The organism is Enterococcus sp. DIV1314a (assembly GCF_051713805.1).
GTDB lineage: Bacteria > Bacillota > Bacilli > Lactobacillales > Enterococcaceae > Enterococcus_I > Enterococcus_I aquimarinus.
Window position 1 is genome coordinate 316,675 of record NZ_JBIOQP010000001.1, and the last position, 23,000, is coordinate 339,674.

Sequence of the window (23,000 nt, forward strand, 5' to 3'; positions counted from 1 at the left end):
TATTTTTATCACTTTACGCCCTTCTTTTTGTCTAGTACACTAGATAAAAAGGAGTGGATAGTGTTGTTCCCATTAGAATTACTCAAACAAGCAACGGAAACGGATCAACAAATTGCCCAATACATTGTGAACCACCAAGAAGCCGTCGCTTTTATGCGCGTCCGTGAACTCGCAGAAAAAACACACGTGTCGCCAGCAACAATTGTTCGCTTCACGAAAAAAATGGGCTTTGCGAGTTTTCCCGAATTACGTGTTACCTTAAAACAACATCTCGCCCAAAGAGGCCAAGAAAATCAACGGGCAGAAGAAATCACCTATCTGGAGACAACCTCTTTCCCCTCTAATTTCAATCAAAAAATCGAGCAATTGATTGATATTTTAGATCAAGCCAGCTTCATTCATTGTCTTGGAAACGGCGCCTCAGGAATCATGGCACAGTATGCACAACAACGCTTTGCATCACTTGGTTATCGGAGTATTTCCTCTTTAGCAGCGTTTTTACCATATATTTCAACGAAACAAGAGCAACAAGCCGATACGATTGATGAAGTCTGCTTACTCTTTTCGATTTCTGGCGAAACATCTGACATCGTACAAGTCGCGAGCTACTTGCAGAGCACTTCGATCTATACGGTGCGTATTACGAATAAAGAAGCCAATCGCCTAGCAGCGCTTTGTGATGTTTCATTATCCTATGATGCGCCCTCAAATCGCCACTCCCACAGCGTGGATATGTCCTCACAATTGTCTGCCGTCTACATTATTGAAACGTTAGCAAAAAAATTGTATTTAAAAAACTATCCCCTGTCGTCAGAGTGATCGAGCTTCATCTGTTTTTATTATAACGACTGTCGGGATCGCTTCATAATGGCTAGCCACAAGTTGATTCAGGTTCCGCCAATGAAACGTGGTGTTTCATTAGCAGCTTCTCTTTAGAATATGACTTGACAAATCATCAAAATTTCACGAAGGAGTGACAAAAAATGACCCTCTTTTTTTATGGCTGTGTCTCGTTGGATGGCTATTTAGCTGACAAAAACCACGGACTCCAGTGGCTTCACCAAATTGGATCGGTTGAAGAGACAAGTTATGCCGCCTTTTACGATCAAATGGATATTCTATTAATGGGAAAAAAACGTACGATGCGATTAAGGACGTTGAAGATTTAGCGTCGTTTTATGGCCCAACCAAAAATATCGTTTTTACCCATCAAAAAGGTCTGACTCACTCGCTGTTTGAATTTGTTTCAGCTGATATTCTGACGTTTGTTTCGCAGCTGCCAAAAGACAAAAACACGTGGATTGTCGGTGGCAACACTTTAGTCGCGCCATTACTCGATGCCCAGCGGATCGATAAAATTTACCTCCAGATTGCACCCGTTTTGTTAGGTGCAGGGATTCCGTTGTTTACGCAAAAAGAAGGGGTACAACAATTCACCTTACTTGAAGCGAAGCAATATGGACAATTTGCTGAATTAGTCTTAGAGAAGCTGACGAGCCCAGAACAAGAGAATGAAGCTTCAGTTGAAAAAATGTGACCGTAACCCTTTAAAGATGACTCGTTTTTACGGTTATCGTTAAAGGGTTTCTTTTTCTTTTCAGTACTTTTTTCTTACATCACCAACTACTGCCTCCTTCCTATGGTTGGTCGCTGTCTTTTATTTGTGTTACAATAAAAAATGTTACTAGGGGTGTCTTGAAAAAAAGACTGAGATGCGAATGGCAGACCCTTTGAACCTGTAAGTTCATGCTTGCGTAGGGAAGTTGACAAAAAATTCGAAAGGGCTGTTTTTTTGGCCTATTCTCTTTTTTTGAATACACTGTTACGCCATGCCTGATTTAGAGGAATGGCGTTTTTTTGTGTGTTGTCACAGCTAGTAATCATTCAAAAACGAGGAGGAAAAAAGATGTTTTCAAAAGAGTTACATGAAGCAACCCAATCGATCTGGCAACAAAGTAAGGACCATCCTTTTATCCAAGAATTAGTAGCGGGTTCTTTACCAGAAGAAATCTTCCGTTATTACTTATTGCAAGATTGCTATTATCTCATTCAATTCGGCAAGGCTCATTTGTTGTTGGCGGAAAAAGCCGATGATCCGGTATTTAAAGCACTCCAAATCCAAAATGCGCAAGGATTAGAAGAATCTGAAGTGAGTGTGCGTCATGATTTCTTTCAACAAATGGCCATTACGCCAGAAGAATACGCCGCAACCCCGATTGCGCCAACCGCCTATCATTATACGAGTCATATTTACCGCTTAATCCAAACGGAAAATCCGGCCATTATTTTAGCAGCATTACTACCATGTTATTGGTTATATCAAGAAATTGGGGAGCATTTTGCAACTGTTGGTTCGCCTCACCCAATCTATCAAACGTGGATTGAGACCTATCATAGTCCTGAGTTTAAGCAAATGACGCAAACGCAAATTGATTGGCTCGATTTTTTTGCTGAACGAGCCAGCGCTGAAGAAAAAAAGGCCATGAAAGAAGCCTTCATTATCAGTAGTTATTTAGAACTACAGTTTTGGGAAATGGCTTATCAAAAAGAAAGTTGGGGGACGTCACGATGAATGTCACGTTAATCGAACAGGTCAGACAAATCAATCCATTGGTCCATACAATCACAAATTTAGTCGTAGCGAACGATAGCGCTAACGGATTACTAGCGATTGGCGCTTCGCCGTTTATGTCAAATACCGTCCGCGAAGTCGCAGAAATCCAAACATTTAACCACGCGCTCATCTTGAATATGGGAACCATTAATGACGAACAACTAGAAGCCATGCTGTTGGCAGGCAAAGCGGCTAACCAAAACAATAAACCCGTAGTGATCGACCCAGTTGGTGCGGGTGCGACTCAATATCGTAAACAAGTTATCCAGGAATTACTTGAAGAAATCAAGCCGACACTCATTCGAGGAAATGCAGGGGAGCTCGCCAGTTTAGCAAATGTCGCGTGGCAAGCTAAAGGAGTAGATGCAGGCGTGGGAAGTGCCGATGTCCAGTCCATCGCCGAAATCGTTGCGCGTAAGTACGAATGTCTCGTATTTGTTAGTGGAGAAACCGATATTATGACCAATGGAAGCAAAACCTATTTGAATCACCATGGGACCCCGCATTTTACCAGTATGACCGGGAGTGGTTGCTTATTATCTTGTGTGTGTGGCGCATACTTGGGTGTCTTAGATGATCCTTCCACCGATGAATTACTAGATGCCATTATCGTCGCAGGGACACTTTATAGTCTAGCGGGACAACTTGCCGCTAAAGACTTTAATGACCGACAAATCGGCACGTTTCGCAAGAACTTACTCGATCAACTTTCGGTAATCGATGCGCAGACACTTAGAGCATATAATAGAGAATGGAGTGAGCATCATGAATAACTACCCGCAAGCCCTGACCATCGCTGGTTCGGATAGTGGCGGTGGCGCCGGCATTCAAGCAGACTTAAAAACATTTCAAGAACGGCGCGTTTTTGGGACATCAGTCATCACCGCGATTACGGCGCAAAATACACGTGGCGTCCATGACATTTTGAATGTCCCTCTCGCGACGATTCATAGTCAACTCGAAGCCGTGGCAGATGATTTTCAGATCCGCGCCGTTAAGACTGGTATGTTAGCCAATGTCGAGGTCATGGAGCAGGTGGTTGCTCATTTACAGCACGCTCAATTTGGTCCATTAGTGGTGGATCCGGTGATGATCGCTAAAGGCGGCGCGTCTTTACTGGCAAGTTCTGCGATGGATGCTTTAAAGACGCAATTAATTCCGTTAGCAACGGTCATCACACCTAATTTGCCAGAAGCGCAATGGATTGTTGGTTCTCCTCTTACGACGAAGGCAGAAATTGAAGAAGCCGCTAAAAAAATCCAACAACTAGGCGCAAAGAATGTCATCATTAAAGGCGGCCACCGCTTAGACGTTAGCGATGCGACTGATTTTTTACGCTTGGAAAACGGCGATAGTGAATGGTTAAGCAAACCACGTGTGGCGACAAATCGTACACACGGAACCGGTTGTACCTATTCTGCCGTCATTACTGCCGAACTCGCCAAAGGAAAGAGCGTTTCAGAGGCTGTTCGTCTAGCAAAAGATTTTATTCATCAGACAATTAGCTCCCAGATTGACGTCGGTCATGGTCACGGGCCTGTCAACCATTGGGCTTATCGAGAGGAGGCATAACATGAACGCGTTTCAAGCAAACAAACTCGCCCTCTATTTTATCGCCGGCACACAAGATCTCGCGCCGAATCAAACCCTTCCGGAGTTACTGGAAAAAGCGATTCGTGGAGGCATTACCGCCTTTCAATACCGAGAAAAAGGACCAAACAGTCTAAAAGATGCGCATGCCGTCGAAGAGATGGCACGGACACTTCAAATGATTTGTCGCAAGTATCAAGTGCTTTTTTTCATTAACGATGATTTAGAGTTAGCTTTAACCATTCAGGCAGATGGCGTCCATGTGGGACAAACCGATCAACCCATTCAAGACGTGATTGCGCGCAGTGCAGGTCAATTGATGATTGGTCTATCCTGTCATCAGTTAGCCGAAGTTCAAGCTGCTAATAACATCCCCGAAGTGGACTATGTTGGCATCGGTCCCGTTTTTAAGACATCTTCTAAAAGCGATGCCGAACCACCACTTGGGATTGAGGCACTTCATGTATTAGCCGCAGCGAGCACAAAGCCTGTAGTGGCAATCGGTGGGTTGACTCCACAAAATATTTCCACCTTTGATTTCAATGCAATCACCGGCATCGCCCTGATTTCGGCGCTTACGCAATCCGATGACATAGCCCAAACACTAAATTTATGCCGTCAAGCGATGCATTTAGTGGATTGTCAAACACCTAGTGAATAACGGGTCACAGATTACGATATCTGATTATTATTTTCATACTCAGAACCTTTTTGCATCTTCCCTCTCTCTCATGTCTTACTTTTTTGAGAGAGGGATTTTTGATTGCTTCATAGGATTCAGTAGGACTCGTCACCCCCCTCAGTGTCAGACCAAACAAAGTTATGATCGAATAGCGATATTTGCGTTAATGGCTGAATTAGTATAGGATGAGTGAAAGCGTAAGCGGTAGAACGGCTCCGAAAAAGCCTTCTACTAGCAATTACAGAACTCATTCATTTCAACAAACCCACGTTGTAAAATCCTCTGATTATTTTTTTGTAGTCTTGAATGATTTTTTTATCCACACCTCGCAAAGAGGAAACTTCTTCATTTCACTCGATTATCTACGACTCATCTTTTTATGATTTTCTTACACGTACGACCGTCTCATTGTCAATTGACCCATTAGGTAAACACATTCAATGAACTGTTTCAAAAAGAAGAGGAGAAACATCATGATACTTTCAGAACTCATTTCACCCTGTCTCGTAAAAAATAACTGGACACAGATTCAACACACACCCATCCGACACATCACACAATATATTGAAGAAGTGACACCCGATTCATTATTTATTTGTATTAATAATACAAAATATGATGGACACGATTTTATTAGTGAGGCCTTGGCACAAGGTGCACGGGCGATTATTGTCGATCATCTCCCACAAAATGGCGTACTCGGACCATTTATTGTCGTCTCTGATACGAACAAAGCCTTAGCACAAGTCGCTGCCAAATTTTATGACTACCCAAGTCGCGACATGATTTTTTTAGGCGTCACGGGAACAAATGGCAAGACGACCACTACCTTTTTAATTCATGAAATCCTCCGTCAATCAGACCTTGCTTGTGGCTTAATTGGAACCATGTACAACCAGATTGGCGATCAACGAATTGCGACCCCAAACACTACCCCGCATACCGTGCAATTGCAAAAACTGATTGCGCAGATGGCACAGAAAAACATGACGCATTGTGTCATGGAAGTCTCTTCTCATGGCTTAAAACAAGAGCGCGTTTTAGGAATTGACTTTAACGTGGCGGTCTTTACGAATCTAACCCAAGACCATTTAGATTTTCATGACTCCATGACCGACTATTTTGAAGCGAAAAGCTCTTTATTCAGTCGACTCGGTAACAGTTTTTCTGACAAAGTGAAAGCAGCCGTTATCAATCTTGATGATCCAGCTGCCGAAGCTATCATCGCGTTAACCCCTAGCAATATTTTGACTTATGGCTGTAAAGGCCAAGGCGATATCCAAGCGAGTCAGATTGTGATTGCGACATCGGGCACTCAATTTACGTTATCTTTGTTTGATCAAAAATGGGCCGTTTCAACGAAAATGATTGGGCTTTTCAACGTTTATAACTGTTTAGCGGCTTTTGGCGCAGGGGTTGCTATCGGACTGAATCCGACGCAAGTCATTGCAATCATCGAAGGTATTGCTGGCGTGAGAGGCCGCTTCGAATCAGTGCCTAACACCAAAGGCATCACGGCGATTGTCGATTACGCCCACACTCCGGATGCTTTAATTAATGTCTTAAAAACAGCGAAGTCGTTAACCAAAGGAAAGATTTATTGTGTTGCGGGTTGTGGTGGTGATCGTGACCGCGATAAGCGACCCAAAATGGCTGAAGCAGTCCTGAAGTATGCCGATCATGGAATCTTTACGAGTGACGATCCGCGCACAGAAGACCCGCATCAAATTATCACCGACATGATTGAACACCTCTCGCAAAACCATTACGAGATTGAGCTCGATCGTAAAAAAGCAATTGAAAAAGCCTTGCGGATGGCCAGTCATGGCGATACCGTGCTCATCGCTGGGAAGGGCCACGAAACCGAACAAATGATTGGCACAACAGCCTTTCATTTTGATGATCGCGAAGTCGTCAATCAGTATTTTAGTCGACTGACTTTGTAACAACGACCAATCATTGACGAATACTCAAAAAACCGCACACCGTTAAAGGTACCGACGCCCGAAAATGAGATTGATTACTCTAACTTTCGGGCGTCGCCACCAAATAGGTGTGCGGTTTTGTCCTGTTTCCGTTAAGCACAAACGGCTGTTTTAATTACAACCGTTCGGCATTGACATTAATTTTAAGACGAAACGCATGATCTTCTTCTGCGCTGATTTCATAGGCTTTTTCGATTCCGCTTGACCAACTATCGATGCCTCCGACTCCTCTGACCGCACCAAAAATAGTTAACACTGTACGGCGAGCAATCGGTAATTCATCCTGATGTAAGGCATTTTCAAGTTCAAAAGGCGTATATGGCAAGCAACTAAAGGCGAAGTTCTCATCGACTTTTTCAAATGAAAGACTAAAATCATCTATCTGACGATTATTTGGTTTTAACGTGGTGTTGCGAGTAATGCGTAACGACTGCGTCTCCATGTGCATCCCACACTCTTGCGGTACTAAGTAAGGTGTCACCGGTAATCCTTCAATCGTATATTCTCCAGGAACGCCACCTTTATAGCGATCCGGATAGGTTTCGCCCGATAACCCAACGTACGTAAATGATTTGGCTGGGGTTGGCATGATAAAGCGTAGTCCAAAGGCTTGTAATCCAGGAAGTCCCTCTTTGCCTTTATACGTCGTCGAAATCGTAATATCACCCGTGTTTCATCCACCAAACAACTCACATAAACAAGCGTAGAAGGAATCGTATTCGTTTGGAATGTATACGTGATTTCAACGGTGTTTGCCAGTTCAAGATGACTGTATTGATTGTTCGTTGGCGCATCTGGAAAGGCAATAACTTCGTGATTGACTTTGATTGTTTTATCAATACATTTAGGGAATAAATCGGCTCCTAACCAAACCGCCGAGTCCGTTGAAAATTGATAACCGCGATCATTGTCCGTTGTCGCCCGCCAAAAGGCAACTTTTGGCTCACGGTATAACCATTCCCGGCCATTTACGAAGAGGGACTCTAGCCCATTTTTTTGGTAACTAAAGATATAATGGAAATGATCTCCCTTTACGCCGAGATTCACATCCCCAAAGATTAGTTGAAGTTTTTTAGTTGTATTTTCCATAAAAATAGCTCACCTCCTGCATTGCTGGTTTTTCTGTTCGATCGGCAAAGACAATCCCATTGCCCGAAAATTCATAATCAGATGGTTTATCATCAAAATCCCCACCGTATCGCAACACGTCTCGCTTCGTATACTCATCGTAAACGTATAACGCTTGGTCAATAAAGTCCCAAATATAGCCACCATGATAGTTCGGAAACTCATCTAACAAGGTCATATAAGAATCTAAGCCCCCCATAGAGTTCCCCATATCATGCATGTATTCACACAAGAGATACGGTTTTTTCGGATTATTCTCTAAGTAAGCTCTGACTTCATCCGGTGATGCGTACATCCGACTTTCAACATCTGAGACCGTGTCTTCATACTGCTCTCTTTCCACATAAACACCTTCGTAATGCACGAGACGATCTGGGTCTTTGGCTTTAAAGTAGGCATTCATTTTTTCTAACACATCGCCCACGTAGGATTCATTTCCTAATGACCAAAATAAAATCGACACATGATTTTTGAACGTTTCGTAAACATTCACCGCTCGAGCTAACGTATTTTTTTCCCAATACGCATCGCTTCCAGGCACATTATAAGAAGGCTCAAACGCCCCCATTTTTTGCCAGGTTCCATGCGTTTCTAAGTTGGCTTCCGCCATTAAATAAATCCCTGCCTCATCACACAATCGATACCAAGGCATTTGATTTGGATAATGCGATGTCCGGACAGAATTAATATTGTTTTTCTGACAAATCGCAATGTCTTGTTGCATGTCTTCAAGCATTACAGAGCGTCCGCGAGACGGATTCCACTCATGACGATTAACCCCATTAATGATTAAACAATGTTTCAACAACAGCCATTCGTCACGTTTCCTTAACAAAATGTGGTCTTGACACTCCACACGACTAAAGTCGTCGGATTCTTAGGTAGTACGCCCTAACGGATGCAAATTGACTAAGCTATCCCCGAAAGTCCTTCGGTTTTAATATTTATGCTTGCATTAATATCTCTGTCATGAATTGTTCCACAATTTGAACATATCCATTCACGAATATTTAGCTCTTTTTTGCCGTCATTATGACCACAAGAAGAACAAAGTTGTGAACTTGGGAAAAATCGGTCAACTTTAACTAAAGTACGACCTTTCCATGCACATTTATAGTCTAATTGTCGAACGAATTCACTCCAAGAGACATCTGAAATTGACTTCGCTAATTTATGATTTTTAACCAACCCTTTTACATTCAAATCTTCAATACAAATGATTTGGTTCTCATCAGTAAGTCGTGAAGATAGTTTATGTAAAAAATCAGTACGTTGGTTGGCAATTTTCTCATGGATACGCGCAACTTTTACTTTTTGTTTTTGGTAGTTGCGACACTCATCTAATTTTCGATTGTGTTTTTTCGCAACTTCCAAACGCTTGGAAAGTTTTCGTTGTGCGCGTATTAACCGTTGTTCAAGAGAGCGATAGAATTGGTTATTATCGATTTTTTCTCCTGCGGATGTGATACAGAAATGAGTTAAGCCCAAATCTAATCCAATGTTATTTGCTACGGGTTCTTGTTGGAAATTCTCAGCATCAACTAAGAATGTCGCAAAATATTTCCCTGATTTAGTTTGACTGATCGTCACGTTCATTAATTTCCCTTTGAAACGCAATTCTTCTGCCATCTTGACCCAACCAACTTTAGAAACATAGAAGTATCGTCCGTTGACTTTCATGCCTACGGCAGTTCGATAGGATTTCTTTGAATATTTTTTACTCTTGAATTTAGGAAATCCGAATTTAGAGTTGAACGTATTTTTGTACGCTTTATTCAAATCCATATTTACTTGGCTTAGAGGTTGTGCTTCAACTTCTTTTAACCAAGAAAATTCTTCTTGCTTTTTCAGTCCAGCATAGGTCAGTTTGTTTTCAATATATTCAGGATTTTCTTTTTTCATCTTGTCATTCGTAATCCGTTGGTCAAGTAAAAAATTCCAGTAGAACCGAACACAACCAAAGGTTTTTTGAAATTGAATTTCCTGTCTTGAATTAGGGTAGATTCTGATTTTATGGGCTTTTTTCATTTCTGTACACCTCCTTAACGTAAACTCAATATCTTGTCCTTTGACTTTCTACATATCGTTTAATTGTTTCACTAGAAATATTCCCTGCTGTTGAAACAAAGTAAGATCGTGTCCAAACACTTGGCATTTTACTTAAATGTTCAAATGATTGTCGTAATTCTCTAGATGTTCTTCCCTTAATCACCTTCATGATATCCGCTGGTGAATAGGTAGGTTGAACATTTACAAAAAGATGACAATGATCTTTATCTGTCTCTATAGCCATGATTTCCCATTCATTTTCTTTACAGATTGAATGAACAAGAGATTTAAAACTAGCGTCTACTTCGGAATTGACAAATAGTTTCCGACGATATCTAGGACAAAAAACAAAATGATAGTTTAGTAACGATACAGTTGTCTTAGAATGTCTATATTCGTTATCCATGAGTTTATTATACATCAAAAAGTGTATTAATTAAAAATTATTATACACAAATAGTAACATTTTTTTTGACTTTATCGTGTGGAGTTTGTTCACACAGGTTCGCGACTTCCCATGCAGTTCTCTGATGAACTTCTTACACTTTCATGCAGGCACAGACTATATCTTATCCTTCAACTTTACTTGTTAAGGCGAAACCACTTCCACATACTTGTGTGGACTTCCCTCAAGAGGAATAGTCGTTGAACCTTCCTATTTCTAGGCTTGGCTGCTGATTTTCGATTATGTGAACACTTAGGATTTAAGCTTATGCCATCTAACGAATTTTTTCTGTTTTCACCACGTTCACGCTTGGGTTTGATATCCCTACGTTGTCGTTTCGTTAGTTTTACGAGTTCCCAGCAATTCAGTTTCTTCATTGGACAATACGAGTATTTGTATTGCCTCTAAATGCAAGTTTCCCTACATTCTTACAGTACGTCTACGGGCTATCATCCCACCATTAAAATAGTGGGTTTTCTCGCCCGCAAATTCGATAATTTAACCGTTGAATGCGAAAAGGAAACGGTTTTTGAAAACGTGCTGACATTCGTCGACGGCAATTGTTAATACAAAAAAGTTGGTCTCGCCTCGTAACATAGCGGACCAACTATTTTTTATTGATTACCTATTTAGCATTGCTTTAACCAATTGGTAATTTTTATTGCCACCAGATAAATTGTAAACTTCTGAGAACCCTTCATTAATTAAAATATTTTGGGCTGCATTTCCGGTAACACCTTTATTACAATATGCGATAGTTGGAATCTTTTTATCCAACGAAGCCAATTTGTTCCGTAGTTCCTTAAGTGGGATGTGCACGGCACCATCCACCTTCGATTGCTCAAATTGCTTTTTCGAACGCGTATCAATTATTTGAAGAACTTCATCATTTGCTTGTTTTTCAATTAACTGTCTAGGCGTAAGTAAGGGGGTTCCTCTATTTACTGCATTATCTAACGCCATTCCTGTATATAGAATAGGATCTTTGGTGGTTGCATACGGTGGAGCATAAGCTAAGTCGAGATGAAATAAATCTTCCGCAACTGCGCCAAATGAGATTGCTGTAGCGATGACATCAATTCTTTTATCCACCCCTTGTGGACCAATTATTTGTGCCCCAAGGATTCGACCAGTTTTTTTATCCGCCAACGCTTTGATTGTTAATTCTTTCCCACCTAAATAATCAGCATGATCAGGCTTAATATTATATAAAACAGCTACATCTATTCCTAATTCCTGTGCTTCATTTTCGGTTATTCCCGTGTAAGCTACCGTAATATCAAAGACGCGAACAATACCTGTTCCTAAAATCCCTCGATGTTCTAGCGATCCACCCGTAATAATATCACCGACAATCCGTCCCATTTTATTGGCCGTAGAACCTAGTGGTCGATACAATGATTGGCCAGTTATCAAAGAATAACTCTCCGCTACGTCACCCACTGCATAAATATGTGGCAGCGATGTTTGCATTGTTTTGTTCACTTTAATTGCACCTGAAGCACCAAGTTCTATCCCGAGTGGTTGCACCAAAGAATTATTTGGAATCACGCCTGAAGCCAAAATCACAAAATCTGTCGTCAGTGTCTGATTATGATTAGTTTCTAATGCGACTACCTGCTCATCTTCCGTCGTTAATTTGGTAATCGTCGTATTTAGTTGAACATCGACTTGGTGTTTTTCCAATTCAAGTTGGACGCGATACGCCATTTCAGGATCGAGATGTTTCATCACTTGTTTTCCGCGTTGTACTAACGTCACTTCGATGCCTCGATGTGTGAGTTGCTCAGCCATTTCTAAGCCAATAAATCCTGCGCCAATGATAGTCGCTTTTTGTGGCTTTTGCGTTTCAATAAAGTCATGAATCGCTGCTGCGTCTTGAATTGTTCGGACTGCAAATATATTTTCTGCCATTGATTGTTGTTTAAAAACTTCTGGAACTCGTGGTTTAGCACCCGTTGCGATGACTAATTCATCATAAGAATCAAGATTGATTTCACCTGTTTGAAGATTCTCAACTTCAATCGTTTGGGATTCTGGGTTAATTTTTGTCACGCGATGTTCCGTATAAATTGCGACGTTATATCGTGCATTAAACCATGCGGCATCTCGTGGCGTCAGACGGTCGAGCGTCTCCACTTCTTCTCCGATATAATATGGAATGCCACAAATCGAATATGAAATATCTTTATCTTGATCATACACTACAATTTCAGCTGTTTCACTATTTCTTCTCGCTTTCGCTGCAACACTTGTACCAGCTGCGACCGATCCAATAATAATAATTTTCATAAGAATCCCCATTTCTTTTCAGTACAAACGATATTTTTCCTTATCCTATGTTGACTATTTATCCTTTATGCGTTTTAGGCAATGCCGTTTGATCAAACCAGCCAACAGTTTGATTAGCAATTTTTACAAGTAACAACATCACGGGGACTTCAACTAAGACACCGACCACCGTTGAGAGCGTTGCACCCGATTGTAAGCCAAATAATGAAATCGCCACGGCTACTGATAATTCAAAGAAATTACTAGCGCCAATCATACCCGCCGGAGCCGCAATTTCATGCGGTAATTTCCAAAAACGTGCCCAGACATACGCGATAGCAAAGATAAAGAATGTTTGCAGTGTTAAAGGAATCGCAATTAAGACAATATGCAGTGGATTACTCAAAATACGTTCACCTTGAAACGAGAAAATAATGAGAAGCGTTAGAAGTAGACCGATAATCGTCACTTTATCAAATTTTTTCAAAAAGACTGTTTCAAAATAAGCAATTCCTTTTTGTTTCACGACGAGCATCCGGGTGATAACCCCTAACAATAACGGAATAACCACGAACAAGACCGTCGATAAAATCAAGGTATTCATCGGGACCACAACGTTTCCGACACCTAACAAGACCGCCACAATTGGGGCATACAAAGCTAAAATAATTAAATCATTCACCGCAACTTGTACCAACGTATACGCCGGATCGCCCTTCGTCAAATAACTCCAAACAAAGACCATCGCCGTACATGGCGCCGCACCGAGTAAGACTGCTCCTGCCACATATTCTTGTGCTAAGTCAGGTGCAATCAGTCCTTTAAAGACGACAAAGAAGAAAAAAGCAGAGATGGCATACATCGTAAAGGGTTTAATCAGCCAATTGACCGTGCAAGTAATGATTAAGCCTTTTGGTTTCTTAGCTGCACTGACAATACTGGTAAAATCGATTTTTAACATCATCGGATAAATCATTAACCAAATTAAAATCGCGGTTGGAACAGAGACTTGATAATACTCAAACTTTCCTAAAGTCGTCGGAATGACTGGAATATATTTTCCAATCATTACTCCGACAATCATACAGAGTGCTACCCATACCGTTAAATATTTTTCAAAAATCCCCAACCCTTTTGCTTTTTCTTGTTCCATTTTTATTCCCCCCGTTCTCCAATTGATAGATAGACGTTTTTCTATCTATAGTCCAAAAAAATACTGTGACAGTATTTTTCATTGCTGTTGTTGCGTAACTTTTTCTTTCGAATGATTCGTGCATGCCCCATTTATCTCTTTCATCTCATGACAAACACAATCACGCTGATTTTGCAGTAACATCTCAAGAATGGCGGATAACTCGCTCATCTTCTCCTTGTTTAAAGAATAATGATGCCATGTGCCTGATTTTCTGGATTGCACCAAGCCGGCTTGCATTAACACTTTCATATGATGCGATAACGTTGGTTGCGTAAAATCAAAATAAGCCAAGATATCACACGCACACTGTTCTCCACACGAAAGAATATCCAAAATTTGAACTCTCTTAGGATCGCCTAACGCTTTAAAAATAGTAGCGGTTAATTCGTAATCCACGCTTGCCCCTCCTTATATAGATGTTTATCTATGTATAATATAGCGACTCCTCTCTTACTTGTCAACAAAAAGAAAAAGCACTCCGAACACTATTAGCATGAATGAACCATACGATTTTTCCCCAAATGTCAGGATAAAACTGTTACACTATGATTGACTGTTTTGAATTGCGTATATGTACTTATCATTAATGAAAAAAAGGAGGAAAAGATGTTAGTTAGTATGTCATTGGTTATTTTTATCGGATTACTTTTAGGGAGTTTGGCAAAAAAATGGCATTTACCTTCCTTAATTGGATTATTATTTACGGGGATTCTCTTAGGTCCTTCGGTGCTCAATGTGCTTTCCGATGGTTTCCTTGCACTCTCGTCTGAACTACGAACGGTTGCGTTAATTGTCATCTTGACCCGTGCCGGACTATCGTTAGATTTAGCTGACTTAAAGAAAGTCGGTCGTCCCGCCATCTTAATGTGCTTTGTTCCGGCAGTATTTGAAATTATTGGAACGACCCTTTTAGCGCCATCGCTCCTTTCCATTAGCGTCTCAGAAGCCTTGCTTTTAGGAAGCGTCATTGCCGCCGTTTCTCCAGCGGTGATTGTGCCACGGATGATTCACTTAATGAAGGAAGGATATGGGAAAGATAAAAGTATTCCCCAAATCATCTTAGCAGGTGCTTCAGTTGATGATGTGTTTGTACTGGTGTTATTTACCGCTTTTTTAGGAATGAATGATGGCGGCACGTTTTCTGCGATCGATTTAACAAGGATTCCCATCGCGATTTTTTCCGGTTCCTTCGTTGGTCTTGCCGTCGGTTATGTACTCGTCCTATTTTTCAACCAGTTTCACATCCGCGATTCCATCAAAGTACTCGTGATGTTAGCGTCAGCCTTTTTATTAATGAGGTTAGAAACGGCTCTCGCCAGTTCGTTCCCATTTTCTGGAATGTTGAGTGTGATGGGCGTTAGTCTGATGATTTTCCGCAAGAAACGGCCGCTTGCCGAGCGTTTATCCCTCAAATTCAATAAAATTTGGATTCTAGCGGAGATTTTCTTATTCGTCTTCGTCGGTGCGAGTGTTGATTTGTCTTACGCCCTATCAGCAGGCATTGCGCCACTCATTTTACTGATCCTTGTTTCACTGATTCGGATGCTTGGCGTACTCGTCTCCCTACTCAAGACGTCACTTTCTCGCAAAGAAAGACTCTTTTGTATGATTAGTTACTTACCAAAAGCGACCGTTCAAGCAGCGATTGGTTCGATTCCTTTTTCAATGGGCTTAGCTAGCGGTGAAATGATTTTGACCGTCGCCGTGCTCTCCATACTCGTGACCGCTCCCATCGGTGCCTGGCTCATCGATCATTTTTATCCCGTGTTATTAGAAAAAACATCCCCGCTAAAATAAAGATGAAACACTTGTCAGTCAAGCCAATTGGGAATGGCTGACTTTTTTTACAGTAATAGAGATTTTATGCTACTATACTATAAGGAAGTATTTTTCACGAAGAAGAAAAAAGGAGAGGAGTGAAACAAATGAAGAAGATACTCATCGCCTTTGATGGCTCGGAACATGCCGTAAAAGCCGTCCAAGAAGCAAAGAACTTACGCGTTGGTTTTCCTGATGCAACGGTGACGATTCTCAGCGTGTTAGACGTCGCAAAAGCCAAAGATCAAGTACTTGATCTTGCGACAAGCGCTGAAGAACGTACAGAGGCGCGAATCAATCACGTCAAACAACAATTAAACGGTCACATCAACGACTGCACCATTACCATTTTGATTGGCGATCCTGCAACTGAAATCATTGAACATACTAAAAATAACGCCTACGATTGCTTAATCATTGGGAGTCGTGGTCTCAACGCATTACAAGAATTCGTAATGGGTAGCGTCAGCCACAAAGTCGTCAAACACGCAACGCTTCCTGTACTCGTTGTGAAATAAATAAAAGGAGTTTTATCACGAAATGATCTTACAATTCAATAAAAATGAGTGGTTTGGCAATATCAAAAATGATATGTTAGGCGGTCTCGTGACTTCCATCGCCCTCATTCCCGAAGTCATTGGGTTTGCCATTATTGCTGGTGTCAATCCGATGACCGCTTTATTTGCTTCTGTTACAACCCTCACCGTCACGTCAATCACTGGCGGGCGTCCCGCGATGGTCTCTGCCGCCGCAGGTTCCATGGCACTTGTCATGGTAACGTTGATCAAAACTCACGGACTAGAATACATGATTGCCGCAACCATTTTGACCGGTATTATTCAATTAATTTTAGGGTACTTAGGGATTCATCAATTAATGAAATTCATCTCTAAACCCGTCATGTTAGGTTTTGTTAATGCGCTTGCCATTCTGATCTTTTTGGCACAAGTGCAACAATTAGACAACAAAAATCTCGCAACGTATGGCATGGTCGGTGGCACGATTGCCTTGATGTATCTTCTACCTAGAATCACCAAGGCCATTCCACCAGCGCTGATTGTCATTATTGCGATGACCATCGTCTCACTGAATCCTGGCTTTGGACTCCAAACCGTTGGTGATTTAGGCGATATGAGCGGTGCCTTGCCCTTTTTAGGACTACCGAGCGTGCCATTTACCTTTGAAACATTGAGAATTATTTTCCCAACGGCCTTAGCCTTGTCGATGGTGGGTCTCATCGAATCACTCTTAACATTACCCTTAATCAATGACATGACTGATTCCACGGGCGACAACCAACGCGAAGTCAAAGCGCAAGGACTTGCCAATATCGTGACCGGCTTCTTTGGTGGACCGGCTGGTTGTGCGATGATTGGCCAAGCTGTCATCAACGTCAAATCTGGCGGGAGAAAACGACTGTCGACTTTAACAGCAGGTCTTGCGTTACTACTAATGATTGTGGCGCTAAAAGGCATTATGATTCAAATTCCAACAGCCGCGTTAATTGGGATTATGATTACCGTCGCTTTTGAAACATTCGACTGGCAAAGCGTCAAAACCATCCGCAAAACTTCATTCGCAGAAACAATTATTATGTTGGTGACCATCGCAATTGTCGTCTATACGCATAACCTTGCCATCGGAATTTTTGCTGGTGTCCTACTAAGTATGATTGTCTTTTTTGCCAAAGCAGCTAAATTAGAATTCAGCGTGCAAGGTGACACTATTGAGATTAGCGGTCAATTATTTTTTGCTTCCGCTGCGTCATTTATCGCTTATTTCCAAACAAACGACTTGCAACAAGTCACAACTCTCGATTTATCACGCGTCCATCTCTGGGATGAATCCGGTGTTGACGCCTTACATACAGTCATTGATCTATACGAAAAAAACAAACAACCGTTAACGATAATTGGCATGACCACAACCAATGCACAGTTAGTTGAACGCATCGCCGCTTTGCGTTAATACATCACCATCTAAAAAAAGACAGCCAATCCTTTTCTTAAAAAAAGAGAATTGGCTGTCTTTTATTTATTATGATGTTCTATAAATCAATTGCTTGGCCACCAGTCACGCCGTAAATCTGAGCCGTGACATAGCTTGCATTGTTTAGCTAGTAGCATAGGCTAAAATACTATTTACTGAGAATCGAACCATTACAAGAAATTTAAAATAATTCACTATGCGAACCTGTTCTTGCTAAGGCCAGAATTAGCTGAGCTTCTTTTACTTGATAAATTAGTAGCCAATCAGGAGTGATATGACACTCTCTAAATCCCACATAATTCCCCGTTAATTGATGATCTTTATACTTTTCTGGTAAAACTTCTTGTTGTTGTAGCAAAAAAATGATTTTTTCGAGTTCATAAATTGGTTTTCCTTGTTTCCCCATTTTTTATAATCTTTTTTAAATTTAGACGTATAAAAAATATCAAGCATTGAAATCCTCCATTAACTCTTTAACAGATGAAAAACTTCCTCGTAAATTTCCATTTTCCACATCTTTTAATGCTTGTAAAGTCTCACTGTTTATTTTGCGAATTTCAAAAGGTATGGCCTGTTCATTCACCGCTTGTCTTAAAAAAACGTTAATTGCACTTGTCATATTTAATCCTAAGTCGTTGAACAACAATTCTGCTTGCTCTTTTAAATCTTCATCAACTGAAATATGAATGGGTTTTTTCTTAGTTGTTGACATTTTCATCCCTCATTTCTTATCTTTATAGTACCATAAAACAACATTTCATGTACAAAAGAGCAACATAAAAAAATATAAGATTTTTTAAAGTACATAAACTAAGTAGGGTTTCGCATTTTACTATTGCTAATAATCTAATAGATCATTTTCTCATATTATACAGATAAGTCATCTTCATTATCCTCCAATTTACTAGTTGAGGAATCTTCATAGTTTGTCATTTAATAGTAAAAGTATTGAAGAATAAAAAAAGACAGCCAATCCTTCTCTTAAAAAAGAAGAGAACTGGCTGTCTTTTATCATACTGTTTTATAAATCAATCGCTTGGCCACCCGTCACGCCGTAAATCTGAGCCGTGACATAGCTTGCATTGTTGGAAGCTAAGAAGACATAGACATGTGCCAGTTCAACCGGTTGACCAGCACGGCCTAATAGCGAACTTTGACCGAAGTCTGGAATCGCGCCATCTGGTTGCCCATCGTCCAGTTGCAATGGCGTCCAAATTGGTCCTGGCGCCACACCATTGACCCGAATGCCTTTTTTCGCAAATTGTTTCGCTAAACTAATGGTAAAACTAGCAATCGATGATTTGGTTGCCGCGTAATCCATCAGATTGTCGCTTGGATCATACGCTTGGACCGAAGTCGTCGTAATAATCGCGCCCCCAGCTGGAAGATGCGGTTCTGCTGCTTTGACTAAACCAAACATCGAGATAATATTCACGGTAAACGTGTCTTTGACTTGCTTCAACGATAAATCCGCAATCGTATCTTGCGAAATTTGTTGTGCCGCATTTAATACGAGTGTATCAAGCCCGCCAAGTTCAGCGACCGTTTTTTCGATAATTTCTTCATACTTAGACTCATCACGTAAATCATACGGCAGTAAGACCGCTTTGCGTCCAGCCTTCGTGATATAATCCGCCACTTCTTGGGCATCGGGTTCTTCCCCAGGGAAAAACTGAATCGCCACATCCGCCCCTTCGCGCGCATACGCAATGGCTGCCGCACGTCCAATACCTGAATCGCCTCCGGTAATTAGGACACGACGATTTTCTAACAAGTGATTACCAACATAACTCTCTTCGCCACAATCGGGTGCAGGTAGCATATGTTTTTGCAAAGCAGGCGTATCTTGTTCCTGATCTGCAAATTTACTAGGGTGATACAACGTTCGTGGATCCTTTAAAATAGGTTCATTCAATGTATTTCACTCCTTCGTTTTGGTAATTCTAGTGTAGTATACTTTTTTTTAGATTTGAAGAAAAATGCTTGCGACCGTTTTCAAACCCATCCACACCAACAAAATCCCAAACGAACAACCACGCTTCCTTCCCGGTTCATCAAGCCTGAGACGAAATAAGACACTTCCGAGTTTTAGCGGAAGTGTCTTAAGGTTTTCTTAAGGAATTAAAAAGAAAGAGCTAAGAAACTTGATTAGATATGTCTCTACTTTGAATCACGAGTAATCAGATATTCTTTTTTCAATCTTGGCATTCACTTCTTATCCCATCACATTATCGTACACGTCACGGTTACTTAAAAAGGCTGGATTCTTCATGAACTTATAGCACGGTTATAATGAAGACTCGTTTATTTATCAAGCTTAATTTTAACATTCGTGAATATTTAAATGACTTAAGCAATCAATCTAATCTTCAATGTAATTAATACTATCTATTCATTTTTTTGCAACAATTAGATATTATGTCAAGGGCGGTTTAAAATTGTAGGTTTATGGCTTTAGAAACTTCATTCACTTCAAAATCAGAATTTTTATCAATCGTGGTAAATACTTTGAAAAGAAAAAGAAATCAAGCATACAAAAAATAAACAATAAAAAGACACATAAAAAAAGCCAGGCAGTGTTTGCTGCCTGATCTCGTGACACAATTCTAAAGATTCGTTTAAGATGTACCAACCTTAGTTGTTAAAGAGCCGCTAAATCCTCCACCTCAAATCATTGACCATAAACGATACAATCCGCACGATACGTTTGATGTTCGAAGTCTATCACGAAAGAAATTTCTTTCGTTGAAAATAGGGTCCGTTGCTCAAGATTTTATCGATCAAAATGATAATAAATCCCTTCAGGACAGGTATAGCATCAAATTTGGCTTTCCTTTTAATATAAGTTAAGAATTTATTTAAAATCTTTGTTATAAGAGTAGAGAATCCTCACCTCGTAGGGTTTTAAGTTCAAAATAAAGTCACTTTTTTTTCCAGATACCATATCAAAAATCCCGTTTGTTATTTCTATCGTTTTATTATTCTCAGAAAAATTCATAACGAAGTGATAATTTTTATGTAAAGAACTTCTAGATTGAACCGAAACCTCTGTATCACCTACTTTTATCAAAGGATTACTCAATTCTAATTGGACCAATATAAAATTATAAAAATCTTCTAAAAATGTATATTCAGTCCTTGCACCTATATAATAAGTTCTACCTTTTCCAATTTTATTTGTTACAACAGCCGGTTTATTAGAAGAAACATCATTTTTATAATAACTCAATACTTCAGCTTTGTTAACTTGGATAGTATCTGCATAGTCTAAAATTTTATAATTATTATTTTCAAAAGATAATTCATTTCTTTCCGTAGGATAGAGGATATCATTTTCAATTCTATTAATTCCAAATAATTTTTGTAATTTTTCAGGAAAACCATTTAAATATATTAAATCAAACTCATTTACAATTCCTGTTATATATGTCCCTACAAGTATCCCACCATTTTTAACAAAATTACATAAATTCTCTATATCATCTTCAGAAATCAAATACAACATTGGAGCAATGACTAGATCGTAATTATCTAAATCGTCTGATGGTGGAATAATGTCTACAGATATATCGTGATTCCAAAAATAACGATAATGTTCATGGAGTGTTTCAGTATATTTTTTTGTTGAAGATGCAAATCCCTGGCTATCTTCAAATGCCCAATGATTATTCCAATCGTAAATTATAGCTACTTTAGAGTTCTTATTACTACCTTTTACACTTTTTATTCGCTCCATAATTTCCCCAACAAATTTAACGTCTTGATAAACTCTATTTTCAGTACTATTATCATGATCAATAACAGCTCCATGAAATTTCTCTGATGACCCTCTGGACTTGCGCCACTGAAAATATAGATTACTATCAGATCCATGAGCTATATGCTGAATTGAACTAAGTAAATGCATACCAGGTCTTTTCGCTTTGTTAAAATCTTGCCAATTAACACTACTAGGCGTTGACTCCATTATAAGAAATGATTTTTTCTTCATACTTCTAAAATGATCATCTAAAAAGGCTACTTTAGAAGCTAAATCGGCGGTTGATTCATAATCATTATGCCAATTGGGGTAACAATCCCAACTTATTATATCTACATGCTTCGCAAATTTATGATAATCAGTGGATCCATGGGGTGCTGGTTTATTTACGTCTCCCATAAAATTAGTTGTGATAGGTATGGTGGGCGTAATTTTTCGAATATCTTTAATTTCATGCTTATAAAAATCAATAGTCTGATCTGTTACAAATCTCTTCCAATCTAAATTAAGTCCATGGACATTCTCTTCTCCTAATGAGGATGGGGACTCCACTTGTAGCCAATCAGTAAAACTATGACTCCAAAATGAATTCCACCAAGAATTATTTAAGTTTTCTAAAGTTATATATTTATTTTTCAACCATTTTCTAAAGCTTTCTTGACAATAATTGCAGTGACATTCTCCTCCATATTCATTTGATATATGCCACATCAATATCCCCGGGTGTTCTCCGTAACGTTCTGCTAATTTTTTATTAATTATAGATGTTTTTTCTCTATAGACAGGAGATGAATAACAATGATTATGTCTTCCTCCATGTAACATCTTTTCTCTTTTGTTATTTGTCCGTAATACTTCTGGATATTTTTGAGACATCCATGCTGGACGAGCACCACTAGGTGTAGCCAAGATAATATTCCCACCAATTTTATAAATATCATTTATAATTTTATCAAGCCAATCAAAATTAAACTCACCTTCTGTGGGTTCCAAAGCACTCCATGAGAACATTCCTAAAGATACGGTATTTGAGTGTGTATCTTTCATCATTATCAAATCATCTGCTAATATATCAGGATATGATAACCATTGTTCTGGGCTATAGTCTCCCCCATGTAAAAGGCGTCTTTCTTTCTCATATTTATTATTCATAGTTAATTCCTCATCTTTATTATTTATATTTAGAATAAATATGCTTGTTATTAATATTCTATTAAGAATATTATACTGTTCATTCGATAAAATTTACTTTGCTACTTATTAAATAAAAGTATAGATAATCATTTTTGACTGAGACAAACTATCATATTAATAAGCTTATTTTTAAATCGAATACGCTTTCTTTACCTCGTATTTTAAAAAAGTTAACAATTATATATCACTGTATTGTATTGTCTACTATTTAGATGAATACTTTATACTCTCATTTAATTAGTATGCAGAATTAAATATTTTCCGACAAGAAGAAACCGCT

General features: G+C 39.7%; 17 protein-coding genes, 4 pseudogenes and 1 riboswitch. Of the genes and pseudogenes, 10 read left to right on the top strand and 11 right to left on the bottom strand.

The window, feature by feature from the left end:
* The first annotated feature begins 63 nt into the window (after window positions 1–63).
* From IGI68_RS01545 to IGI68_RS01575, 7 genes and pseudogenes are all read left to right on the top strand, one after another.
* On the top strand, window positions 64–819 hold the full coding sequence (locus IGI68_RS01545) for a MurR/RpiR family transcriptional regulator (protein ID WP_438729812.1): 756 nt from the start codon (window positions 64–66) through the stop codon (window positions 817–819).
* A 164-nt stretch (window positions 820–983) separates the two neighbouring features.
* Window positions 984–1,537 (top strand): annotated as a pseudogene (locus tag IGI68_RS01550) (dihydrofolate reductase family protein).
* Between the two features lie 139 nt (window positions 1,538–1,676).
* Window positions 1,677–1,778: riboswitch (TPP riboswitch) on the top strand.
* Window positions 1,779–1,906: 128 nt separating this feature from the next.
* Window positions 1,907–2,572, top strand: a complete 666-nt coding sequence (gene tenA / locus IGI68_RS01555; RefSeq protein ID WP_438729815.1) for a thiaminase II — start codon at window positions 1,907–1,909, stop codon at window positions 2,570–2,572.
* Window positions 2,569–3,387 carry a hydroxyethylthiazole kinase gene (thiM, locus tag IGI68_RS01560; RefSeq protein WP_438729818.1) on the top strand — a complete coding sequence of 273 codons (819 nt, stop codon included), beginning with the start codon at window positions 2,569–2,571 and terminating at the stop codon, window positions 3,385–3,387. The genes tenA and thiM overlap by 4 nt, the downstream gene beginning before the upstream one ends.
* Window positions 3,380–4,186 (top strand): bifunctional hydroxymethylpyrimidine kinase/phosphomethylpyrimidine kinase, encoded by an 807-nt coding sequence (gene thiD / locus IGI68_RS01565; RefSeq protein ID WP_438729821.1) that lies wholly within the window; start codon window positions 3,380–3,382, stop codon window positions 4,184–4,186. The genes thiM and thiD overlap by 8 nt, the downstream gene beginning before the upstream one ends.
* A gap of 1 nt (window position 4,187) precedes the next feature.
* Complete coding sequence (gene thiE, locus IGI68_RS01570; RefSeq protein ID WP_438729824.1) at window positions 4,188–4,865, top strand: thiamine phosphate synthase; 678 nt, start codon at window positions 4,188–4,190, stop codon at window positions 4,863–4,865.
* 494 nt (window positions 4,866–5,359) lie between these two features.
* Window positions 5,360–6,832 carry a UDP-N-acetylmuramoyl-L-alanyl-D-glutamate--2,6-diaminopimelate ligase gene (locus tag IGI68_RS01575; RefSeq protein WP_438729827.1) on the top strand — a complete coding sequence of 491 codons (1,473 nt, stop codon included), beginning with the start codon at window positions 5,360–5,362 and terminating at the stop codon, window positions 6,830–6,832.
* A 154-nt stretch (window positions 6,833–6,986) separates the two neighbouring features.
* On the opposite strand, the pseudogene IGI68_RS01580 reads toward IGI68_RS01575, so the two are convergent.
* From IGI68_RS01580 to IGI68_RS01610, 7 genes and pseudogenes are all read right to left on the bottom strand, one after another.
* Window positions 6,987–7,960, bottom strand: a pseudogene (locus IGI68_RS01580) (beta-galactosidase small subunit).
* Window positions 7,944–8,864: pseudogene (locus tag IGI68_RS01585) on the bottom strand (glycoside hydrolase family 2 TIM barrel-domain containing protein); the annotation flags it as partial. The pseudogenes IGI68_RS01580 and IGI68_RS01585, both read right to left, overlap by 17 nt.
* Before the next feature lie 44 nt (window positions 8,865–8,908).
* A complete protein-coding gene (tnpB, locus tag IGI68_RS01590; protein ID WP_438729830.1) occupies window positions 8,909–10,027 on the bottom strand; it encodes an IS200/IS605 family element RNA-guided endonuclease TnpB in 1,119 nt (372 codons plus the stop codon).
* Window positions 10,028–10,052: 25 nt separating this feature from the next.
* Window positions 10,053–10,454 carry an IS200/IS605 family transposase gene (tnpA, locus tag IGI68_RS01595; RefSeq protein ID WP_438729833.1) on the bottom strand — a complete coding sequence of 134 codons (402 nt, stop codon included), beginning with the start codon at window positions 10,452–10,454 and terminating at the stop codon, window positions 10,053–10,055.
* 660 nt (window positions 10,455–11,114) lie between these two features.
* Window positions 11,115–12,785, bottom strand: a complete 1,671-nt coding sequence (locus tag IGI68_RS01600) for an FAD-dependent oxidoreductase (RefSeq protein ID WP_438729836.1) — start codon at window positions 12,783–12,785, stop codon at window positions 11,115–11,117.
* Window positions 12,786–12,843: 58 nt separating this feature from the next.
* A complete protein-coding gene (gene arsB, locus IGI68_RS01605) occupies window positions 12,844–13,923 on the bottom strand; it encodes an ACR3 family arsenite efflux transporter (protein ID WP_438733187.1) in 1,080 nt (359 codons plus the stop codon).
* Window positions 13,924–13,995: 72 nt separating this feature from the next.
* On the bottom strand, window positions 13,996–14,355 hold the full coding sequence (locus IGI68_RS01610; RefSeq protein ID WP_438729839.1) for an ArsR/SmtB family transcription factor: 360 nt from the start codon (window positions 14,353–14,355) through the stop codon (window positions 13,996–13,998).
* Window positions 14,356–14,565: 210 nt separating this feature from the next.
* Between IGI68_RS01610 and IGI68_RS01615 the strand changes: the two genes are divergently transcribed.
* The 3 genes from IGI68_RS01615 (at window position 14,566) to IGI68_RS01625 (ending at window position 17,745) form a co-directional block, all read left to right on the top strand.
* Window positions 14,566–15,756, top strand: a complete 1,191-nt coding sequence (locus tag IGI68_RS01615) for a cation:proton antiporter (RefSeq protein WP_438729842.1) — start codon at window positions 14,566–14,568, stop codon at window positions 15,754–15,756.
* A gap of 128 nt (window positions 15,757–15,884) precedes the next feature.
* The gene (locus tag IGI68_RS01620) at window positions 15,885–16,295 is read left to right on the top strand and encodes a universal stress protein (RefSeq protein ID WP_438729845.1); all 411 of its coding nucleotides are present in this window, start codon (window positions 15,885–15,887) and stop codon (window positions 16,293–16,295) included.
* 22 nt (window positions 16,296–16,317) lie between these two features.
* Entirely contained in the window at window positions 16,318–17,745 is a 1,428-nt protein-coding gene (locus IGI68_RS01625) for a SulP family inorganic anion transporter (RefSeq protein WP_438729848.1), read from the top strand.
* Between the two features lie 202 nt (window positions 17,746–17,947).
* Here IGI68_RS01625 and IGI68_RS01630 read toward each other — a convergent pair.
* From IGI68_RS01630 to IGI68_RS01645, 4 genes and pseudogenes are all read right to left on the bottom strand, one after another.
* Window positions 17,948–18,219: pseudogene (locus tag IGI68_RS01630) on the bottom strand (type II toxin-antitoxin system YafQ family toxin).
* Entirely contained in the window at window positions 18,212–18,478 is a 267-nt protein-coding gene (locus IGI68_RS01635; protein ID WP_438729851.1) for a type II toxin-antitoxin system RelB/DinJ family antitoxin, read from the bottom strand. Before IGI68_RS01635 ends, IGI68_RS01630 begins: the two are co-directional and overlap by 8 nt.
* 309 nt (window positions 18,479–18,787) lie before the next feature.
* Complete coding sequence (locus tag IGI68_RS01640; protein ID WP_438729854.1) at window positions 18,788–19,681, bottom strand: SDR family oxidoreductase; 894 nt, start codon at window positions 19,679–19,681, stop codon at window positions 18,788–18,790.
* Window positions 19,682–20,620: 939 nt separating this feature from the next.
* Entirely contained in the window at window positions 20,621–22,678 is a 2,058-nt protein-coding gene (locus tag IGI68_RS01645; protein WP_438729857.1) for a beta-galactosidase, read from the bottom strand.
* Between the last annotated feature and the right edge of the window lie 322 nt (window positions 22,679–23,000).

What these genes read in the sequence shown, in the direction of transcription:
- IGI68_RS01645 (WP_438729857.1), bottom strand. Translation starts at nt 22,678, where the DNA reads ATGAATAATAAATATGAGAAAGAAAGACGCCTTTTACATGGGGGAGAC.
- IGI68_RS01620 (WP_438729845.1), top strand. Translation starts at nt 15,885, where the DNA reads ATGAAGAAGATACTCATCGCCTTTGATGGCTCGGAACATGCCGTAAAA.
- IGI68_RS01575 (WP_438729827.1), top strand. Translation starts at nt 5,360, where the DNA reads ATGATACTTTCAGAACTCATTTCACCCTGTCTCGTAAAAAATAACTGG.
- IGI68_RS01615 (WP_438729842.1), top strand. Translation starts at nt 14,566, where the DNA reads ATGTTAGTTAGTATGTCATTGGTTATTTTTATCGGATTACTTTTAGGG.
- tnpA (WP_438729833.1), bottom strand. Translation starts at nt 10,454, where the DNA reads ATGGATAACGAATATAGACATTCTAAGACAACTGTATCGTTACTAAAC.
- tenA (WP_438729815.1), top strand. Translation starts at nt 1,907, where the DNA reads ATGTTTTCAAAAGAGTTACATGAAGCAACCCAATCGATCTGGCAACAA.
- tnpB (WP_438729830.1), bottom strand. Translation starts at nt 10,027, where the DNA reads ATGAAAAAAGCCCATAAAATCAGAATCTACCCTAATTCAAGACAGGAA.
- thiM (WP_438729818.1), top strand. Translation starts at nt 2,569, where the DNA reads ATGAATGTCACGTTAATCGAACAGGTCAGACAAATCAATCCATTGGTC.
- IGI68_RS01600 (WP_438729836.1), bottom strand. Translation starts at nt 12,785, where the DNA reads ATGAAAATTATTATTATTGGATCGGTCGCAGCTGGTACAAGTGTTGCA.
- IGI68_RS01625 (WP_438729848.1), top strand. Translation starts at nt 16,318, where the DNA reads ATGATCTTACAATTCAATAAAAATGAGTGGTTTGGCAATATCAAAAAT.
- IGI68_RS01635 (WP_438729851.1), bottom strand. Translation starts at nt 18,478, where the DNA reads ATGTCAACAACTAAGAAAAAACCCATTCATATTTCAGTTGATGAAGAT.
- thiD (WP_438729821.1), top strand. Translation starts at nt 3,380, where the DNA reads ATGAATAACTACCCGCAAGCCCTGACCATCGCTGGTTCGGATAGTGGC.
- thiE (WP_438729824.1), top strand. Translation starts at nt 4,188, where the DNA reads ATGAACGCGTTTCAAGCAAACAAACTCGCCCTCTATTTTATCGCCGGC.